This window comes from Streptomyces sp. NPDC046909 (assembly GCF_040644695.1).
In the GTDB taxonomy this organism is placed as follows: Bacteria; Actinomycetota; Actinomycetes; order Streptomycetales; family Streptomycetaceae; genus Streptomyces.
Map to the genome: position 1 here is coordinate 179,954 of NZ_JBEYXC010000020.1, position 18,094 is coordinate 198,047.

Below are 18,094 nucleotides of genomic sequence, written 5' to 3' on the forward strand. Positions count from 1 at the left end.
GGACTGTCGATGGAGTTCCAAGGCCGGACAGCCGACCTCGAACTGCTCTCCCGCCAGCTGGACGACGTGATCGGGAAGAGAGGCACCACACGTGGCCGCGCGGTGATCATGACCGGACGTCGGCGGGTCGGGAAGTCCCGGCTGGTCCAGGAATTCTGCGACCGCTCCGGACTCCCCTACGCCGTCTTCCAGGCGACGCGCGGCCGCAATGCCGTCGCCGAGCGAGCCGACTTCGCGACGGCCCTGTCCGGCCTCCCCGGCGCCGAGCCAGTGGCCGGGCTGCGAGCCACCGACTGGAACCAAGCCCTGCGCTCACTGGCCCTGGCCGTACCGGACGACACTCCCAGCATCGCGGTGATCGACGAGGTCCCGTGGCTGGTGGAGGGCGACGACGAGTTCGAAGGCGCCCTCCAGACCGTGTGGGACCGGCATCTGTCCGCCAAGCCGGTGCTGCTTCTCCTCGTCGGCAGCGACATGTCGGTGATGGAGGCCCTGCAGTCCCACGGCCGACCGTTCTTCGGGCGCGCGGCCAAGATGACGGTACGGCCGCTCCATCTCGCCGACGTACAGAGGATGACCGGGCTCGAAGCGGCCGAGGCAGTGGACGCACTGCTGATCACGGGAGGGTTCCCCGAGATCGTGCAGTCCTGGCGGCCCGGCACCCCCCGGACGCAGTTCCTGCGCGAGGCGGTGAGCAACCCTCTCTCCCCCCTCCTGATGGCAGGCGAACTGACTCTTCTCGGCGAGTTCCCCGAGGCGTCCCACGCCCGAGCGGTACTGGAAGCCGTCGGAAGCGGGGAGCGGACCTTTTCCACCATCGCCTCGCAGGCCGGAGGGGCCGGGGCGCTGCCCTCCGGCACTCTCACCCCGCTGCTGAACACCCTGCGGACCAAGCGCGTCCTCGCGGCGGATCTGCCCTTGTCGACCAAGTCCGACACCAAGAACAAGCGCTACCGCATCGCCGATCCCTACCTCCGCTTCTGGCTCGCCTTCCTCCAGCGCGGAATCCCCCTGATCGAGCGCGGTCGCGGCGACCTGGCCCTGCAGCGCATCGAACGCTCCTGGACCACCTGGCGCGGTCGCGCGGTCGAACCGATCGTCCGGGAGTCACTGCTCCGCCTCCTCCCGAACGACGACTGGCCCGGGACCGAGACGATCGGCGGCTGGTGGAACCGTCAGAACAACCCCGAGATCGACCTCATCGGCGCCGACCGCGACCCCGTGGCGGCAGCTGTGCACTTCGTCGGGTCCATCAAATGGCTGGAGTCACAGCCGTTCGGACGCCGTGAATACGACACCTTGGTCCGCGACACTCTCGCCGTCCCCGGCACCGGCCCGGACACCCCCTTGGTGGCCGTGTCCCGCGCCGGCGTGACGGACGACCTCCCACTGGCCGCGCACTGGGGTCCGCAGGAACTGGTGGACGCCTGGCGTTGACTTGCTCCTCGCCTTGAGGGCGAGAATTCCGGCCTTCCCCGACCGGTTGGGCGACCCCCAAGGTCACGTCACCGTCGGCAGCGGGACGACTTAGCCGGACGCGGACGCCGGTGCGAGCCTCGCCCGTACCGTCTTGCCGAGAACGGCACGGAGAAACCAGTCCAGTTCAGCGCCGAGTTCCCGTACGACGAGCAGCCCGCGTCCGCCCTCACGGCCGCCGCCGGACTCCGTCCCCATCGCAGGGAACGCGCACACCGGGTCGGAAACCTCGATGGACAGCACGCCGCCCTCCTCCAACACGGCGAGCCTCAGCCACAGTTCATGCCCCGCCGCCTTACCGTGCACGGCGGCGTTCGTGACCAGCTCCGACGTGATGAGTACGGCGTCCTCGATGTCGCCGGTCCAGTTCCACATGGTCAGCCGACGGCGGGTGTGGAGGCGGGCGAGGCGGGGGCTGCGGAGGGTCATGGGGTAGCTGGTGGACCAGTCGGGGGTGAGGAGGGTGGGAGGTTGGGGGTTGGGCATCAGGGGGTCCCTTCTTCTCGCGACCCCATCAGCGTGTTCGGCCAGCTCACGCACTCACAATCGAACACCCACTGAAAATTCAGCGGTGGAGAAATTGGACTATGCCCGAATCTGCGCAACCGGCAGCACGAGCCGCACACCCGGTGTCACACTCTGCACACGGCGACAAGCACAACGTGCTGGAGCACAAAGGCGGTGCACATGGCTGCGAAGCGCGGACGTACGGCACAACGGCTCGAACTCGGGCTGCAACTACGCCAATTACGCGAGAACTGCGAAACAGAGAACGGCATCGGGCTGACCCGCAGGCAAGCGATCACGGGGCTACGGATCTCCGAGGCGTCACTCCAGCGCATTGAGACGGGCTCCCTCAACTTCCGCAACGTCGGGGACCTGCGCAAGCTGCTCACCAAGTACGGTGTCACCGACGAGGAGGTCATCGACTGCCTCATCAGCCTCAACCGCGAGTCGAACCAGCAGGATTGGCTGACCCAGCACCGGGGTCTAATGCCGGTGGGCATGCCGGGCTTCGTCGGCCTGGAACCCGAGGCACATGCGATGAAGGCCTACCACCCGATGCTGGTGTACGGCCTGCTCCAGACCGAGCGCTACGCACGCGCCCTGCACGAGGTACAGAAGCCCATCGAGGAGACCACGACCGAACTCATCCGCAGTAGCGTGGCAGTACGGATGGAACGCCAGGCCGTGCTGACCCGAGACGTCCCGGTCAGGCTGCACGTCATCCTCGGCGAGGCCGCCCTGCGGTACCCGGTCGGAGGCACCGATGTGATGCGCGAGCAGTACACGAAGCTTGCGGAGCTGTCGTCATGGAACCACGTCACCATCCAGGTTCTGCCGTTCCGCTGGAGCTACCGGGCCACGCACGACTTCGCGATCCTCGACTTCGGCGACGGATTCCCGCCGCGGGTACAGACCGACAACGCCTGGGGTGCCCTCGCCACCTCGGACAAGCCGCGTGAAGTGGACCGTTTCACACGCCGGTTCGAAGCCATGACAGCATCGGCTCTGCCGCCCGAGGACACCCCCGCCTTCTTGCACCGACTAGAACGAGAGCTGTAGCCCGATGCCCACGCACCCCACCGCCCGCGCACTGGCCCCCGAGCACGCCTGGTTCAAGTCGTCCTACAGCGACGGCACCGGCAACAACTGCGTCGAAGCCACCCGCCTCACCCCGTCGATAGCCATCCGCGACTCAAAACACCCCACCGGCCCCGCCCTCCTCCTCTCCCCAACCGCGTGGAGCCCCTTCCTCACCCACATCACCTCCCAGGCGACCCCGTGATCACGCCACCGAGGAACGCCCACCTGAGGACGTACCGCCAGGCCCTTGGCGCTCATGCGGGGTGAACACGAACGCGGAAGAGTCCCCGTCGAGGTCAGTGCTCAACGACACGTCGAGCGCCTTGGCCAGCCGAGTGAGGAGTGGCAGCGTAGGCACGGAGTCGCCACCCTCGATGTTGGAGATCTGCGGCTGGGTCATGCCCGCACGACTCGCCAACTCCGCCTGCGAGATACCGAGCTGGGGCACGCCGATCATGGACGGCCTGCCCCAGCTCGAAGGCGTAACCGGCCTCCACATAGGCCGGGGACTCTTCGACCGTCTCACCCAAGAGCTTCTTGGTACGTCGCGTCCGCCACTGAGAGTGGTTCACGGTCGCTCCTCCTCGATCCGCTCATAGCTGTGCTCGGCAGGGCTGTGATCCGCCTCGCACACCCTCTGCGCCTGCACGACACGATGCGTTGCCGAGGAGCGAGCCATTACATGATGCGTACGGCGTTGCCATCCATGACGAAGCGCAGTTCACGCACCTTGCCGCCGAGGTGGCGGGAGTTCGGCTCCCCGAGATAAGGGTGGCCCGGGGAAGCTCAGCCAGCCACCTTCTCCAGTTTGCCGATCTGAGCAGCGACGACCTCGTCCGGGACCGCGACGGTCTTCGGCTTTATCAGGTTGACCGCGAAGAAAATGGCCAACGTCGAACCGGAACGTACGACGGTGTACGCGGTCGGCGTGTCCGCCCCGAGGACCCCTCCACTGAGCCGGAAGGCCACCGCCTCGTCCCCCACGTCCGGGGCGTCCAGGGACTTCACCGCGGAGGCCTTGAGGTCGTCACTCAACTCGAACCCGTCGGGGCACCCGACCACGGACGCCTGGAGGTCAGCCATGCCCTGCTCGGCGTCCGCCTCCTGGTAGGACTGGAGCACGAGGCTCGTGCCGGTGCCGAGACTGTCACCGGCCGTGGGTGACACGGTTCGGCCGGCAACGGCCACGGGTTCGGCACTCGTGGCGAACAGCAACATGGAGGCGACCGCCGCACACAGCTCCCCGTCGGTGTTGGCGGGGGCGGCTCCGGCCTCCGGAGCCGCCAGGTCCTGGACCTGGTAGTCCGCCAAATCCCCTTGCTCCAGCAGAGCCTTGGTCAACTCGGCCTTGGTCAACGGCTCCAGACCACCGCCGCCGCTCACGGACGCCGAAGCGGCCGCTTCAGACGCGCTCGCGGAAGAGCTGACCGTCCCAGCCGGCTCTTCCTCAGCACCCCCGCACCCAGCAACCAGCACCGACACCACCGCTGCCGCCGCCACACGCGCCCACACGTTCCGGGCCACGCACCCCTCCCTCACACTCGAATCGAGAACAGAAAGCCGGAACTATCCGAGCTTCGTCGGCACGAATGCCCCTGCGGCCTCGTGCCACTTCTTGTGCACCCAGAGCCGCTCGCCGCCCAGTTCGATCTGCGCCCACGTCCCGGACAGCGGCCCGATCCCCGTCCCCATCGGCAGCCGCGCAAGCACCCGCTTCGGCTTCACGCCCCCGAACTGCCCGTACTCCAGAACCACGACAGCCCGGTCGGTCACGAGCACCAGACGCCGGGTAATGAACGCGTTGACGAGCAACGCCCCCGCCAGCCCGCCCAGGGCACCCCCGAGAAGCCCACCGGTGACAATCCGCAATCCGATCAGCGCGACCAGGAAGAACACGACCTGGAACCAGGGGTTGATCCCACCCTGCGCAAACACCACTCGCTGGACCTGTTCCCCGGGCTCCAGGAAGCGCTGGGACCGTTCAATTGCCTTGCCAGAAATGTTCGAAGCCATGATTCCCCATCAATCAACTATAGATTCTAAAGGTTGATTGATTAGAACACTTCATTCCAGGTTCGGCAACGTCGACCAGGTTGAATCCTACTCCGATCGATTTCATCGCAACAGCTTGATTCGCTCATCGCTTGATAGCGCCGCCACATCTACAATGCCATAGCCTCACGACTGCGCGCCAAGCTACACATCGACATCTAGACGCCTCCCATTGGTTTCACCACAAACCCATGAAACACTCTCAGGTCGATCTCCCGTACCACGCCTGCAGAATTCTTCCAGGACGATATGCACTTGAGAAGCAGGGATGACACTACGAGGGTGATAGAAGAGCGGAAAACCAGGATCAGAAACAACCCGAGGGTCAAATTCTGGGGGACTGGAGTTGTCGGACACCCAAACATGGTCAGAAATCCCATCATTGGCTTCTTCGGCTCGCTCTGCACCAACAAACCAGGTGAACCCGCCATATCCCGTCGAACGGTTCATCGACACATACAAATAATTATCCGGCCACCAAGTGTTGACATCGGAGGCGTGACGCCCATCAGCAAACATGAAGCACGCCTGCTCGCCAGGACTGACCCATTGGCCATCAGACTCCTCGGACCCGAGGTTCTCCATAACCTCTGCGATCAGCACCGACATCTCCGGCCACGTCTCGGCGTAGTAGTACGTACCGTGAATCACGGCGTTGAGGATCATCAACCCACTCCCGATAGCCTCATGGGACTTCCCGCCCCTGGATACCATACCGTCATGGTCGAACCACGAGGAAGGATGGCAGGAACCGAAACCTGGCAGCCGAGAGGGGGCCCACACACATAGTTGTGATTGATGACTACGTGCGCATCAGTAACTCCATTATTCCGCATCCACGCCGCATACTTCGCCTCAACGTGATCCGCCGACGCATACTTCGCCCCCTTAGGTAGGTTCCGAATACTAGGGGACCCTTCCAGATAACCCTGGGCACTCTTCGCCAGATCGTCACTTCCACTGGTTATCTCATCGGCGATCTGCTTTCCGTCTCCGCCAAATATTTGCCCCGTGGTAATTCGCTTTCCTGAAATTGCGCGCAGAGCATCACTAACGAATTTCGGATCACACGTATTGTGCACCAATATCGGCGTACTGCCCACCAGCACGTAGTACGTGTGCTGTTCCGCGACAGTGAGGTTGTACGTACGGACGTGATCCTTATACGCCCGGTTTTCCTTGATCTTCGCCGTGGTGCCGTCGGCAGTGAGCAACACCGTGCCCGGCTTCAGGTCACCCGCGTCGATCCACTCCCCTGTCGAGGGAACCCAGAACGGGTGCTCGGCAGTGGCCGTGATCTTGTTACTGCCGGTCGGGCTCTCAACAGTCAGCTCATTGAGGTGCTTGTCTGCTTCGGTGCTGATCAGCGCAGTGACGGGCTGGGGACTGGTCTCCCCCGTCTCAGGATCCGTGGACAGAACCTCATCACCGAGTTCGATGTCCTCGATGTTCTTCGACGAGCCATCCGCCAACAGGACCTTCGTACCGGCGAGGAAGCAGTTGGCAGCCTTACTTCCCAGCAGCTTGCCTGAGAGTGCGCTTATCCCTTGTCCGAGCCCATGCCCTGCCGCGCCACCGATCCCACCGAAGAGCCCGCCCGTGAGCTCGTCCTTGAGCTGGCCTCCGGCACTGTGATCAGCGTTGTCGTCCATCAGGTTGCCGGCCAGGCCACCGGCCATGCCGCCCAGGGCACCGCAACCGGCCGCGAGACCGTATCCCAGGCCGCCTGTCGCTGTTCCGCCTATGCCTGTGGCGACATAGCAGGCCCCTGAGACTGTGAAGTCGACGCCGATACTGACGATCTCGACTTTGTATTTGTCCCACGTGTTCCCCAGCGAGCACAGCCAGTCACAATCGGACGGCGGCTTCGTCACCGTGACCGTCTTGGCGACGGTGGTGGTGACGGTCTCGTTATCCGAGCTGGAACCAGTGCCGTCGGCGGTCCCGTACTCAGCGCATGCCGGGTTGACCACACTGGGGCAATAGCCTGCACCGGTGGCTCCACCGCCGTCATGCACCGGCTTCAGCCCGCTCGGGTCCGAGTGTGAGACAGGGCTGTTGTTGCTGTAGGCGTAGCCGTTCAGCGACAGCGGATCGCCGATGTCCAGCACCGGGTCCGCGGAGATGAACCGTCCCGTCTCCGGGTCGTACTCCCGCGCGCCCAGGTGGGTCAGGCCGGTCGTGCTGTCGTCCGTGCCGCCGATGTAGCCCCGGTGCGAGGTCCAGGTGTCGCTCGACGTGCGCTCGACGCCGAAGGGGTCGGACTTCTGGCGCTTCACCGCCTGGCCGGAGGACAGGTTGACCGTGGCCAGGGCCGTGCCCTGGTGGTCGGTGACCATCGCTATGAGCGATGAGCTGGTCGAACCCAGCGTGGACGAGCGGATGACCGTGGGTGCGCCGGCGTGGGCGTAGTAGCGCTGGCAGTACGCCGTCGCGCCGTTGACGTCCGTCGACAGCTCCATCCCGTCCAGGTAGAGGGTGTGGGAGGAGGCCGTGGAGGCGATCAGACGGTTGCCTGACGCGTCGTAGAGGTAGGTCGTCTTGTTGTTGAAGACCCAGGTCTGGGCCGTGCCGCCGTTGCAGGTGTAGAGCTGGAGGTCGGTGCCCGCGGCCGAGTTGGAGGCCGGTACGTCGAGGCACTTGCCGGTCGCCACGTTCTTGAGGGCGTTGCCGGACGTGGCGGTCCACTGCTGGTTCGCCGCGCCGGTGCAGGCCGCGATGACGACGGCGGTGCCGTTCGCCGTGCCGCCGTCCTTCGGCGTCACGCAGTTCTTCAGAACCTTCAGCTCGCCCGTCGAGGCATCCGAGTCGCTCGCCGGGTCGATGCGGAAACGCTGGGCCTTCGTACCGTTGCAGGGGTAGAGCTGGAGAGCCGTGCCTGCCGTCGTCGAGGACGAGGACAGGTCCAGGCACTTGCCCGACAGGCCGACCGCCTGGCCCTCGCCCTCCGCGCCGAAGCCGGTGACGGTCTCGACCTTGCCGTCCCACGTCCACGTCAGGGACTGGGTGTCACCCCCGTACAGTCGCGTGGTCGCGTTGCCCGTCGAGCTGTAACCCAGGGTCGCCTGTGTGTCGACCGTCTCGGTGTCCGTGGTGATGGACGTCAGGGTGTGCGGCTGTTTCACGACGCCGGAGCCCGACGGGTCGATGCCGTAGTCGTACGACGTCGTGGCATCGCCGGAGGTGTCGATCGCGCCGTCCGTCACGGTCACGTCGGCGTCGTGCTCGACCAGGGTCTCGCGGTTGCCGATCGCGTCGTAGGAGTACTCCTGCCAGTAACCGTCGTTGGCCGAGGTGACGTTGACCGTGCCGTCCGCGTACACCGGCTCGCGCGTGGTCTTCCCCGCGGCCGAGGCGGTGCAACTCGGGTTCGGCGAGGTCCAGGCCTCGGTCAGCTGACCCAGCACGTCGTACGTGAAGCACTGCCGGTCGACGGTGCCGGCGCCGTCCGTGTCGGTGAACTGGATGATGTTCCCCGACGCGTCGTAGTAGTACAGACGGTCGTTGATCCGGTGAGTGGCCGTCTCCCGGTCGACCACCGTGCGCTCAGCCAGCCCTGTGGCCTCGTTGAAGACGTTGGTGGTCCACACCCGGTAGGGCTGCTCGCCCGTGACCGCCCGCAGGACCTCGCCGTACGGGGAGTAGTCCACGTCGGCCGTGTACCAGGCCGCACCCGAAGTCGAGACCGGCAGGCCGTCGCCGTTGTAGCGGGTGACCACCTTCTCCTGGGCCAGACCGCCCGCGGCCGGGACCGTGGCCGAGGCGATCTTGCCCGTGGCCGTGTAGGTGAAGGAGTACTCGTACGTGCCCGCCAGGCCCTTGGTCTCGGTCGTGTCGGGGATCGTCACGCTCTTGCCGGTCGGGCGGTACTCCTTGTCGTAGCCCGTGACCGCGGTCGTGTACGCCTCGCCGTCCGAGGTGTATCGCGTGGACGACGTCGACTGGCCGAGGCCGCCGGTCAGAGTGTCGTACGTGAACGACGTCAGCTGCTTGCCCGAACTGTCGTTCAGGCGCTGGCCGGTGCTGCGGCCCAGCTCGTCGTAGCCGGTCCACACCGTCTTCGCGTCCGCCGTGCCCACCGCGCTCGTGGTGGTGACGGGCTGGTCCCGGTCGTTGTACGTCGTCTTGGTGGTGCCTGTGTCGGGGTCGACCGCCTCGACCTGACGGCCGCGCGCGTCGTACTCCCATGTCCACGAGTTTCCGGCCGTGTCCTTGGCCGAGACCCGGTTGCCACGGGTGTCGTACGTGTAGCGGGTCGACGTGTACGTCGTCCGGTTGGCGTCGGTGTAGTGGTCGATGCGCACGGTGCGGCCGAGCGCGTCGGCGAAGGTGCGGGTCGACGCCGTACCTGTCGGCGGGAGCTGCTTGGTGTAGTCGTAGCCGTAGACGTACGCCGTCTGCTTCGACGTCTTCGCGGTACCCGCCTCGTACGGCGTGACCGTGAGCGTGCGGCCCTGTCCGTCGTACGTCGTCACCGTGGACGAGCGGAACTGGAAGTCGCTCTTGGGCTCGAAGAGTTCGCCGTCCGGTTCGCCCTCGGCGAGGTAGGAGTTGTCGGTACGCCAGACCGTGCCGTTGGCGTTGTAGTGCGTGTCCGTGACGATGCGTCCGCCGCCGAACGCCTCGCTCTGCGTCTGGCGTTCGCGGCCCAGGCCGTCGTACAGGACGACCGTGTCGTCGTAGGTGCCGGTGTCCCGGAGCACGGAGGTGGTGACGGCGGTGGGCTTGCCCGCGACGACGTCGTAGGAGTACTTCGTGGCCGGGTTGTCGGTGGCGGGGTCCTGCGACGCGGTCCACATGGCGGTCGCGCGGCCCAACGCGTCGTACGCGTAGACCGTGTTGTTGTCGTTGACGTCGGTGGACTTCAGTGCCGTGCCGCGGCCCGGGTCGACGGTGGTGGTGGAGGTGTGCCCGGCGGCGTTCTCGACGGTGGTGGAGTAGGTCTGGCCCTTCGGCGGCGTGTAGGTCGTGTGCGCCGTCTTCTCTGCGGCGTCCGTGACGGTCTCGACCCGGCCGTAGTCGTCGTAGGTCGTGGTGGAGGTCCGGGTCCAGCCGTCGCCGTCGCCGTTGACCGTCCAGATCTTGGTCGACAGGCCGGCCGTCGGGGCGTCGCCGTACTCGCCTCCGTCGTAGGCGGTGCGGGTGCCCGCCACCACGTCGTCGCCGGTGGCCGTGGCGGCGGCCGAGCAGAGGCCTGCCGTGGTCTTGACCTGCTTGACCAGGCCGATCAGGTGCTTGGAGGTGTTGTGGAGGTAGGAGGTGATGGCGCAGGTCTCGTCGCCGGTGACACCGGTGTCGCCCTGCGACTCCACCTGGGTGGGCAGGCCGTAGGTGTCGTCATAGGCGGTGGTGACTGTGACGGTGCGGGAGGTGCGGGTGTCGTCACCGGTGCCGGACGACGGGACGACCGTGAGCGTCTTGTCCGTCTGGACGCGGTACGCCTTGAGGTCCGGGACGTCGCTTCGGGTGCGGGTCGCCAGCAGGTGCGCCGAGGGGTAGGTGACGGTGCGGGAGGTGACCGAGCCGTCGGCCTTGGTGAAGGTGATCTTCTCTGCCGTCATGCCCTGGAAGGCGGGCTTGTCCGTGGCGATGGTGTAACCGCGGTAGTCCTTGGTGGTGACCGACCGCGTCTTGCTGTCGGGCAGCGGATCACCGTCCAGGCCGCGGAAGTAGCGAACCGCCGTCTCGGTCTGTACGGTGCCCAGACTTGAGTCCGTGGGCGCGCTCAGGGTGTTGACCTGCTCGTAGCCGCGCCACTGGTCGTAGGTGCGAGTCCGCTTCTTGCTGAACTCGGCCTGGTTCTTGGCCCAGGCGGCATCGCCCTGGTAGGCGTACGTGGTGACGACGTCGGGCTCGCCGTCGACGCGCGGCTTCTGGGTGATGGAGGTGACGACGTACTTGTTGAACCAGTCGATCGTCTCGCTTGAACCAGGGCTCCAGTAGACGGGGTAGCAGAGCCCGCCGTTGCTCTCCTTGGCTGGGAAACCGGAGCCGCTCGCGCAGGCGCCTGTCGGTGTGGAGTACTCGATGTCCGTCTCGCCGCCGTACTCGCTGATGATGCGGCGGATCCGCAGCCGGTCGAAGGCGGGGCGTGTGTCGTCACTGCCCTCTACGACGCGGTTGGGCATGGCGGAGTTGTTGTGCGAGAACTCGACGGCGGCCATGGCCTCGCTGGCCCCGTCCGGGTCCCCGTCCTCGTCCACGCCGAAGCCCTTGCGACTGATCGACTCCAGCCAGAGCGGAGGCGCGGTGTCGGTCAGCGTCTTGGGGAAGGACTGCGTGAGGTCGTACGAGTCGACCTTGTAGAGGGTGGTGTCGCCCGACTTGCGCTGTGCGTAGGTCGTCAGCGACGACAGCAGTCTGCGGGAGAAGAAGGTCGGGGAACCCACGCCGCAGTTGTCGTCGGCCGCGCCCGAGCAGTACAGGTCGGCCGGGGTGTCGTACCAGATGCGGTACTGGCCGGAATCGCCTGATTCGAAGGCTGTGTTGGTGCACTTGAGGCCATCTTCGCCGAAGCAGCGTTCCGCGGTGAAGAAGTCCACCATGGCCACGGGTTCGGCGCTGAAGAGGGTGCTCTCGCGCTGGCCGTACTCGATGCGGTCGAGGAAGCTGCCGCGGTGGTAGTACGACGGGGAGTCGTAGTCCTCGTTCTTGGCGTAGTAGTTGCCCTCTCGGTACCACCACAGGGACATGGCGTTGCCCTTGGTGTCCACGACGTAGTCGAGGTTCCAGCGCCAGGCCTGCTTGCAGAAGGAGGAGGCGAAGTCGGCGTTGTAGCAGGGCTCGCCGGACTGGTTGCCGGAGACCGGCACGGTCAGGACGGAGTCCGTGTACTCGTCGCCGCTGCTCCAGTTCGGCAGCTTGTTGAGGCCGAAGTAGTACTGGGTGCCGTCCCGGGAGGTGACGCGCCAGTACTCACCTGAGTTGTCGCCGTTGTTGAGGGAGGTGTCCCAGAGCCGCTCGACCTTCGTACCGTCGCCGCTCGCGGTCTGCCACTCGCCGGTCGTGCTGTCCTTGACGAGCTCCGTGGTCGAACCGCCCAGGCTCAGCACGGCGTTGTCGGAACCCCAGCACAGGTCACCGGTCTTGTGCGAGGCGTTGTTCGCGGTTCCGGCCGTGTCGTCGGAGCAGGTGCGGTAACTGCGCTCGATGGAGCCGGGGTTGTAGTCCCAGCCGTCGCCGATCCAGGAGGCCTGGTTGTTGGTGACCGACGTACGGCCGTCGACGACCTGCGAGTTGTAGGAGAACGCCACCGTCGGTGCCGGTCCCGCCGGGACGGGCGGGGAGGTCACCTTGTACGAATAGGTGAAGGCACCCGAGGATCCGCCCGCGGACCAGGAGCCCGCGCTGGACAAGGGAGTGGCGGTGAAGTCGCCCTTCGCGCCGGAGCCCTTGTTGGTGGCGGCGAGGACCGCCGAACCCGCAGCCGAACCGGCCGCCGGGAGCAGGGACTTCAGCGCACCGCTGCTCTGTGCCTCGTTCTCCCGGTACACACCGTCCGTCACCACTCCCTCCGTGGTCGCAGTCGCGGTGGAGGCGGTGGTGCTGGAGGCCGTGCCGGCCAGGTCGTCCACGTCGAGGGTCACGGTGACGCGGCCCGTGTTGTCGTCGTTCTCCGTGTTCAGGTGGGTGACATCGCTGCACCCCTCGACGTCCGGAGTGGTCAGGAAGCACTCCGGGAGCTGGACGAACTCCAGCATGTCCGCCCAGTCGGCGCTGTAGAGCTGCTCGAAGTCGGAGTAGTCGAGGGCGATGTCCACCTCACCGGTGGCGGTGGCGGGCGGAGTGACCGTGAGCAGCGCACCGGCGATGTCGGCGGCCTCGGTCTCGGCCGGGGAGGCCATCTCGACCGTCCACGAACCGGCGAGAGCACTCGCCTCCGCGCTGGTCGCGTCCTCGGGCGCGCCCACCAGGACCGGCAGTTCACCGGCCCGGACCAGCGTCCCGGCGCTCGGCGAGCTGAGCGCGGCGGCGCCCGTTCCGCCCGCCGGTTCCTCGGTGTGGGCGGGCTCGTACTCCTTGGCCTCGACGGTGCCCTCGCCCTGGAGCTCGGCCAGGTCTCCGGTGTCCGCGTCGACGGCTTCGTCCTCCGTCGGGAGGTCGATGAGGTCGACGGTGGTGCGGTCGTCGTCCGTCGGTGGCACGGCGAGGGACTGGCTGGGCAGCAACGCGACGAGCAGGCCTCCGGCTATGACACATCCGATCCGCGAACGGACACGGCGCAGCGCGGAACGACGCACGGACTTCTCCCCCACCCGAAGGGCCGCAGAGTGAAATGCCGCCCGCAGAAAGCTCATTGTTGGTGAGCGGATCTTTGGGTTCACCTGGGCTTATTGTCAACCGCCCTTTACCTTTAGGTGATGTTGATCACGGGGCGTTTCGGACAAGAGATTTCAGTAGTCATTTAAAACGGGACGACTTCACATGATCTGCATGATCGTCAGCAAATCCTCATTGAACTCAGCAGCTCATGGGCTGTTTTGATCTCAATGTCAGGTTTGACGGATATAGATTGCGAAGAGGTCGCAAAATCGAATCTCTGGTGCACGGCACAGGAATGGGTCATGCTCTGCCCGCGCATCTCTGTCCTCCCGCGAGCATCGAGGTCGCACAGGTAATTCACAGCTATTCGGTGGGGGAAGCCTCGATGGGACTTGCGCAACGAATTCCGCAGCGAATTCCGCGCGGCAGAAAGGCCGTGGCACTCACCGCCGCGGCTCTGGTCGCCGCGCTGGGAGTCGGCGTCCTGCCGCTGGTCGACAATTCCGGTACCGGGTCCGGCCCGGGGAAGACACGGCAGGACGCCAAGGCTTCCGGCCCCCTCACCGAGGACACCGCTCAGGACGAGGCCCGCCGTACCGGCAAGCGGGTCGAGGTCACCACACTGCGCACGGCGACCACCACGACGTACGCGCTCCCAGACGGCAGGTTCGAGTACCAGGCGCATACCGCCGCCATCCGCGCGAAGGTGGACGGCGAGTGGCATGCCATCGACACCACTCTGCGGCGCACCCGGGACGGCGGCTGGACGCCCAACGCCACGAACAATCCGGTGGAGTTCTCCGGCGGCAGCAGCGCGGGCCGGGCGGCCCGGGGTGTGCGGCGAGCCTCGTTCAGCGCGGAAGAGACCGCTGAGAGCAGCCCCTTGGTCTCGCTCACCAGCGAGGGTCACACCATGACCCTCAGCTGGCCCGGCGCGCTCCCCGAGCCCGTCGTGGAGGAGGACCGCGCCCTGTACCAGGAGGTGTTCCCGGGCGTGGACCTGCTGCTCACGGCCCGGGACTCCGGCTTCTCACACGTTCTCATCGTCAAGACCCCTGCGGCAGCGGCCAGTTCGCAAGTCGCCGAGCTCAGCTACGGTCTCTCCTCGCCCGATCTCACCTTCACGATCGACCCGTTGACCGATGCCGTGTACGCCAAGGACGCCGACGGCAAGGAGATCGCGGTGTCGCCCACGCCGTACATGTGGGACTCGGCCGGCGAGGGCGAGACGACCGAGGGCGGTGGTCCCGAGCCGGCCGTCCCGACGGACGAGCCCTCGGCCTCGTATTCGGAGGAGCCGGGAGCCGAGGTCCCCGACGAGAGCAAGGGTTCGTCGGACCTGGACACCGACGCGCCCACCGCGTCAGCCCAGCCCGAGGCGTCCCCGTCCTCGCCGTCAGCGTCACCCGAGCCGACCGGGGACGAGGAGACCGGGGATGAGGAGACCGGGGACGAGGAGACCGCCGATCCGGTGACCTATCGCCCCGGATCAGCTCAAGTCACCGTGCAGCAGGCCGCGTTCCGGAAGGCCACCTCGGATCTGACGGCCGCCGAAGTGCTGGCCTTGCCCGGTCTCGCCGGACCGCAGACCGGCACCCACTCCTCAACCGCCTCCGCCACGCTCGACGGTGGGGAGGGCGAGAGCGGCGAGGCGACCCTGCATGTCGTCCCGGACAGCGACCTGCTGACGGACGAGGACATCGAGTTCCCGCTCTTCATCGATCCGTCCTTCTCCGGCCACACGGAGAACTGGACCACTGCCTACAGCCGTCACCCGGAAGCCAGCTTCTGGAACGGCACCAACTTCAACGACGGCACCTCGGAGGCGCGCGTCGGCTACGAGTCGACGACATGGGGCCTGTCCCGGTCGTTCTTCCGGCTCGACTGGACGGCCTCGCTCAAGGGCGCACACATCACCTCGGCCGACCTCTACGCCCTGGAGACGTACTCCTGGTCCTGCTCGGGCCGGGTGGTGGAGCTCTGGCGAACCGACGGCATCTCCTCCAAGACGACCTGGAAGAACCAGCCGGCCTTGAAGGAGCGGATCGACACCAAGGACGTGGCCAACGGCTACAACAGTTCCTGCCCCAAGGACTACGTGAAGTTCGACGCCACCAGCCTCGCCCAGGACGCGGCCGACGGCGGCTGGAGCAAGATCACCATCGGGATGAAGGCCACTGACGACGCGGAGGACGATCTCTCGGCGTACGCCTGGAAGAAGTTCAAGGCCGTCGGCGACCACGCCCCCTGGATCAAGGCCTACTACAACCGCAAGCCCAAGACTCCGTGGGCGAAGACGATGTCACCGGGCCCGGACTGCGACATGACCGAGCCCTACGCCTCCGTGGGCAAGTCCGACCTGACCTTCGCCGCCACCTCGTCCGACCCCGACGGCAACCTGAAGTACCTCGACTTCGAGCTCTGGCACACGGGCGACGGCGACAACAAGATCCTCGACAAGAACATCACCACCGACGCCGACGGCCACGCCTCCACGAAAGTACTGTCGAGCGCCTTCAAGAACGGTTACACGTACTCGTGGCGGGTGCGGGCCATCGACGAATCCGGCGCCGCTTCCGCATACGGCCCCACGGCATCACCGGGCGTGTGCCGGTTCGTCTACGACGCTGACGCACCCAACGCGCCGACCGTCACCTCCACCGACTTCCCTGAGGCGGACAGCACGGGCAGTGTGTGGTCAGTGGTGAAGTTCGGCACGGCGGGCAAGTTCACCTTCGCGCCCGACGGGGACACCGACGTCGTCAAGTTCCAGTACTCCTTCAACTCGACCAGCTACGCGAGTTCGACGAGCGTCACCGCGGGTGCCTCCGCCACCGTCTCCCTGTCGCCGCCGGTCGCCGGCCCGAACGTCCTGTACGCACGCTCGGTCGACTCCGCGGGCAACCCCTCGACCAACGGGACCAAGTACCTCTTCTACGTCACCCCCAAGGACACCGCCGACGTCGCGGGCGATGTCACCGGCGACACGCATCCGGACCTCTTCGTGATCGACGAGAACGGCAACCTCCGTCTCTACCCGGCCAATGCAGCGGGCGATCTGCACGTAGGGCTCGACGCGGCCCACCGGGACGGCACGATCCTCGCGGGAAGTGAGGACGAGGACGGCTACTGGAAGGGCACCGACGGCTCACCCGCACTCATCGCGCATGGCGGCGACACCATGCCCGGTGACGGGATCACCGACCTGATCGCCCGCATGCCCAACGGCAGCCTCTACGTCTATCCGGGCGACGGCTACGGAAGCGTGAACATCGCCGAGCGCATGTCGATACGGCTGCCGTCGAACGCCCCTGACCCGAGCACCTTCACTCAGCTGATCCTCGGTGACTACAACCTGGACGACAGACCCGACCTGTTCGTCACCACGACCGGCGGAAACCTGTGGGCCTTCACCGGGTACACGGGCGCCAGCTTCTCCACGGCGACGTACATGAACGCCGGCGCCTGGGGCGACCGTGACCTCGTCAGCGTCGGCGACCACAACGCCGACGGCGAGCCCGACCTGCTCTGGCGGTCCACGTCGTCGGGCAACCTCTATCTCCGCTACGGGATCGCCGACAGCAACGGCGGCTCCACCCTCACCTCGCTCGCGGCCGCGGCGAATTCACTCACCGGTGCCGACACGACGTACGCCACCGGCTGGACCGCGACGGCCATGCCTCTGCCGCTGCTGTACGGCACTCCGGACGTCACGGGCGACGGCGTACCTGACATCTGGTCGCTCACCAGCGACAACACCGTCAAGTTCTATGCCGGTGGAGCCAAGACCCTCGGGAGCGGTGTCGCGGTCATCAGCTCCACCAACGGCGGGTGGTCGACCAAGTTGGCCTTTGGGTAGGACGGTTCGCCGTTGAGGACGGATGCCGGCGGGTGGCGGCGGTACTGCCGTCACCCGCTGCTCCGTCTTTCGCGTCAGTGACGGAGACGGGCTGATCAGCAGTGCGCCGTCGCGACCAGCCGCCGCAGCGCCGCATGCCCGGGCGGACCCCATGTGGGCTTCCCTCCGGGTTGCCCATGGACGCCGGCGTCTCCGATGAAGATGCAGCCGAGGGCGCGCCATACCGCGCAGCCGCGGGCTCGCCGCAAGGTCGCGGCGTCCAGGGGGCGCCGGTAGGCGGCGTGGAAGCGGTCGACGGCACCGTCCGGGAGCAGGATCCAGGCGGCGGCGAGATCCCAGGCGGGGTCGCCCGCGCAGAGGTCACCGAAGTCGATGACTCCGCAGAAGGTGCCGTCCGCGGTGAGCAGGTTGGCCGGGTGCAGGTCACCGTGGAGCCACACCGCGGGCCCCTCCCAGGCGGGCGCGGCAACCGCGTCTTCCCAGACCGCGCGGACGGCGTCAGGATCGGAGATCAGCCCCGTCTCGGCCGCCGAGGCGAGCCCTTTGGTGACTCCCTCGGCATGCTCGGCCAGCGGCCCGCCCCGACCCCGGCCGACCGGTGCGCCGGCGGGAGCGGGCCGGTGCAGAGCCGTCAGGAAGGCGGCCAGGGTGTCGGCCGACTCGGCGACGCGGGTGGCGGGGGCGCGGTCGGCGGGCTCGCCCTGGAGCCAGGTGGTGACGATCCAGGGTCGCGGGAAACGCTCGGAGGGTTCGCCGAGGCGTTGCGGGACGGGGATGGGGAGCGGGAGGTGCGGGGCGAGGGCGGGCAGCCAGGTGTGCTCCTTGCGCAGGAGCGTGTCCGCGTCCTGTGTGGCCCAC

Annotated in this window: 10 protein-coding genes and 2 pseudogenes; 4 read left to right on the forward strand and 8 right to left on the reverse strand. The window is 66.8% G+C overall.

Annotated elements, in window-relative coordinates:
- Window positions 1-9 precede the first annotated feature (9 nt).
- Window positions 10-1,437: an ATP-binding protein gene (locus ABZ928_RS45145; protein ID WP_361533037.1), complete on the forward strand. Its 1,428-nt coding sequence runs from the start codon at window positions 10-12 to the stop codon at window positions 1,435-1,437.
- A gap of 90 nt (window positions 1,438-1,527) precedes the next feature.
- On the opposite strand, the gene ABZ928_RS45150 is transcribed toward ABZ928_RS45145, so the two are convergent.
- The gene (locus tag ABZ928_RS45150; protein WP_361533040.1) at window positions 1,528-1,962 is read right to left on the reverse strand and encodes an ATP-binding protein; all 435 of its coding nucleotides are present in this window, start codon (window positions 1,960-1,962) and stop codon (window positions 1,528-1,530) included.
- A 201-nt stretch (window positions 1,963-2,163) separates the two neighbouring features.
- Here ABZ928_RS45150 and ABZ928_RS45155 point away from each other — a divergent pair, with 201 nt between their 5' ends.
- Complete coding sequence (locus ABZ928_RS45155) at window positions 2,164-3,042, forward strand: helix-turn-helix transcriptional regulator (RefSeq protein ID WP_361533043.1); 879 nt, start codon at window positions 2,164-2,166, stop codon at window positions 3,040-3,042.
- 4 nt (window positions 3,043-3,046) lie between these two features.
- Window positions 3,047-3,265 (forward strand): DUF397 domain-containing protein, encoded by a 219-nt coding sequence (locus ABZ928_RS45160; RefSeq protein WP_361533046.1) that lies wholly within the window; start codon window positions 3,047-3,049, stop codon window positions 3,263-3,265.
- Here ABZ928_RS45160 and ABZ928_RS45165 read toward each other — a convergent pair.
- From ABZ928_RS45165 to ABZ928_RS45190, 6 genes and pseudogenes are all read right to left on the reverse strand, one after another.
- Window positions 3,266-3,635: pseudogene (locus ABZ928_RS45165) on the reverse strand (helix-turn-helix transcriptional regulator).
- A pseudogene (locus tag ABZ928_RS45170) lies at window positions 3,632-3,828 on the reverse strand (type II toxin-antitoxin system RelE/ParE family toxin); the annotation flags it as partial. The pseudogenes ABZ928_RS45170 and ABZ928_RS45165, both read right to left, overlap by 4 nt.
- Window positions 3,829-3,849: 21 nt before the next feature.
- The gene (locus ABZ928_RS45175) at window positions 3,850-4,587 is read right to left on the reverse strand and encodes a hypothetical protein (protein WP_361533049.1); all 738 of its coding nucleotides are present in this window, start codon (window positions 4,585-4,587) and stop codon (window positions 3,850-3,852) included.
- A gap of 42 nt (window positions 4,588-4,629) precedes the next feature.
- The gene (locus tag ABZ928_RS45180; protein WP_361533052.1) at window positions 4,630-5,076 is read right to left on the reverse strand and encodes a hypothetical protein; all 447 of its coding nucleotides are present in this window, start codon (window positions 5,074-5,076) and stop codon (window positions 4,630-4,632) included.
- Between the two features lie 183 nt (window positions 5,077-5,259).
- Window positions 5,260-5,781, reverse strand: coding sequence for an Imm1 family immunity protein (locus tag ABZ928_RS45185; RefSeq protein ID WP_361533055.1), 522 nt, complete (start codon window positions 5,779-5,781; stop codon window positions 5,260-5,262).
- On the reverse strand, window positions 5,781-13,355 hold the full coding sequence (locus ABZ928_RS45190; protein WP_361533058.1) for a DddA-like double-stranded DNA deaminase toxin: 7,575 nt from the start codon (window positions 13,353-13,355) through the stop codon (window positions 5,781-5,783). Before ABZ928_RS45190 ends, ABZ928_RS45185 begins: the two co-directional genes overlap by 1 nt.
- Window positions 13,356-13,813: 458 nt before the next feature.
- Here ABZ928_RS45190 and ABZ928_RS45195 point away from each other — a divergent pair, with 458 nt between their 5' ends.
- A complete protein-coding gene (locus ABZ928_RS45195; RefSeq protein WP_361533061.1) occupies window positions 13,814-17,236 on the forward strand; it encodes a DNRLRE domain-containing protein in 3,423 nt (1,140 codons plus the stop codon).
- Between the two features lie 95 nt (window positions 17,237-17,331).
- Here the strand turns inward: ABZ928_RS45195 and ABZ928_RS45200 are convergent.
- On the reverse strand, window positions 17,332-18,094 hold a 763-nt coding region (locus ABZ928_RS45200; RefSeq protein WP_361533064.1), incomplete at its 5' end, for an aminoglycoside phosphotransferase family protein.

Excerpts from the sequence above, each read along its gene's own strand:
- ABZ928_RS45145 (WP_361533037.1), top strand. The coding sequence starts at position 10 with ATGGAGTTCCAAGGCCGGACAGCCGACCTCGAACTGCTCTCCCGCCAG.
- ABZ928_RS45180 (WP_361533052.1), bottom strand. The coding sequence starts at position 5,076 with ATGGCTTCGAACATTTCTGGCAAGGCAATTGAACGGTCCCAGCGCTTC.
- ABZ928_RS45185 (WP_361533055.1), bottom strand. The coding sequence starts at position 5,781 with ATGATCCTCAACGCCGTGATTCACGGTACGTACTACTACGCCGAGACG.
- ABZ928_RS45155 (WP_361533043.1), top strand. The coding sequence starts at position 2,164 with ATGGCTGCGAAGCGCGGACGTACGGCACAACGGCTCGAACTCGGGCTG.
- ABZ928_RS45160 (WP_361533046.1), top strand. The coding sequence starts at position 3,047 with ATGCCCACGCACCCCACCGCCCGCGCACTGGCCCCCGAGCACGCCTGG.
- ABZ928_RS45150 (WP_361533040.1), bottom strand. The coding sequence starts at position 1,962 with ATGCCCAACCCCCAACCTCCCACCCTCCTCACCCCCGACTGGTCCACC.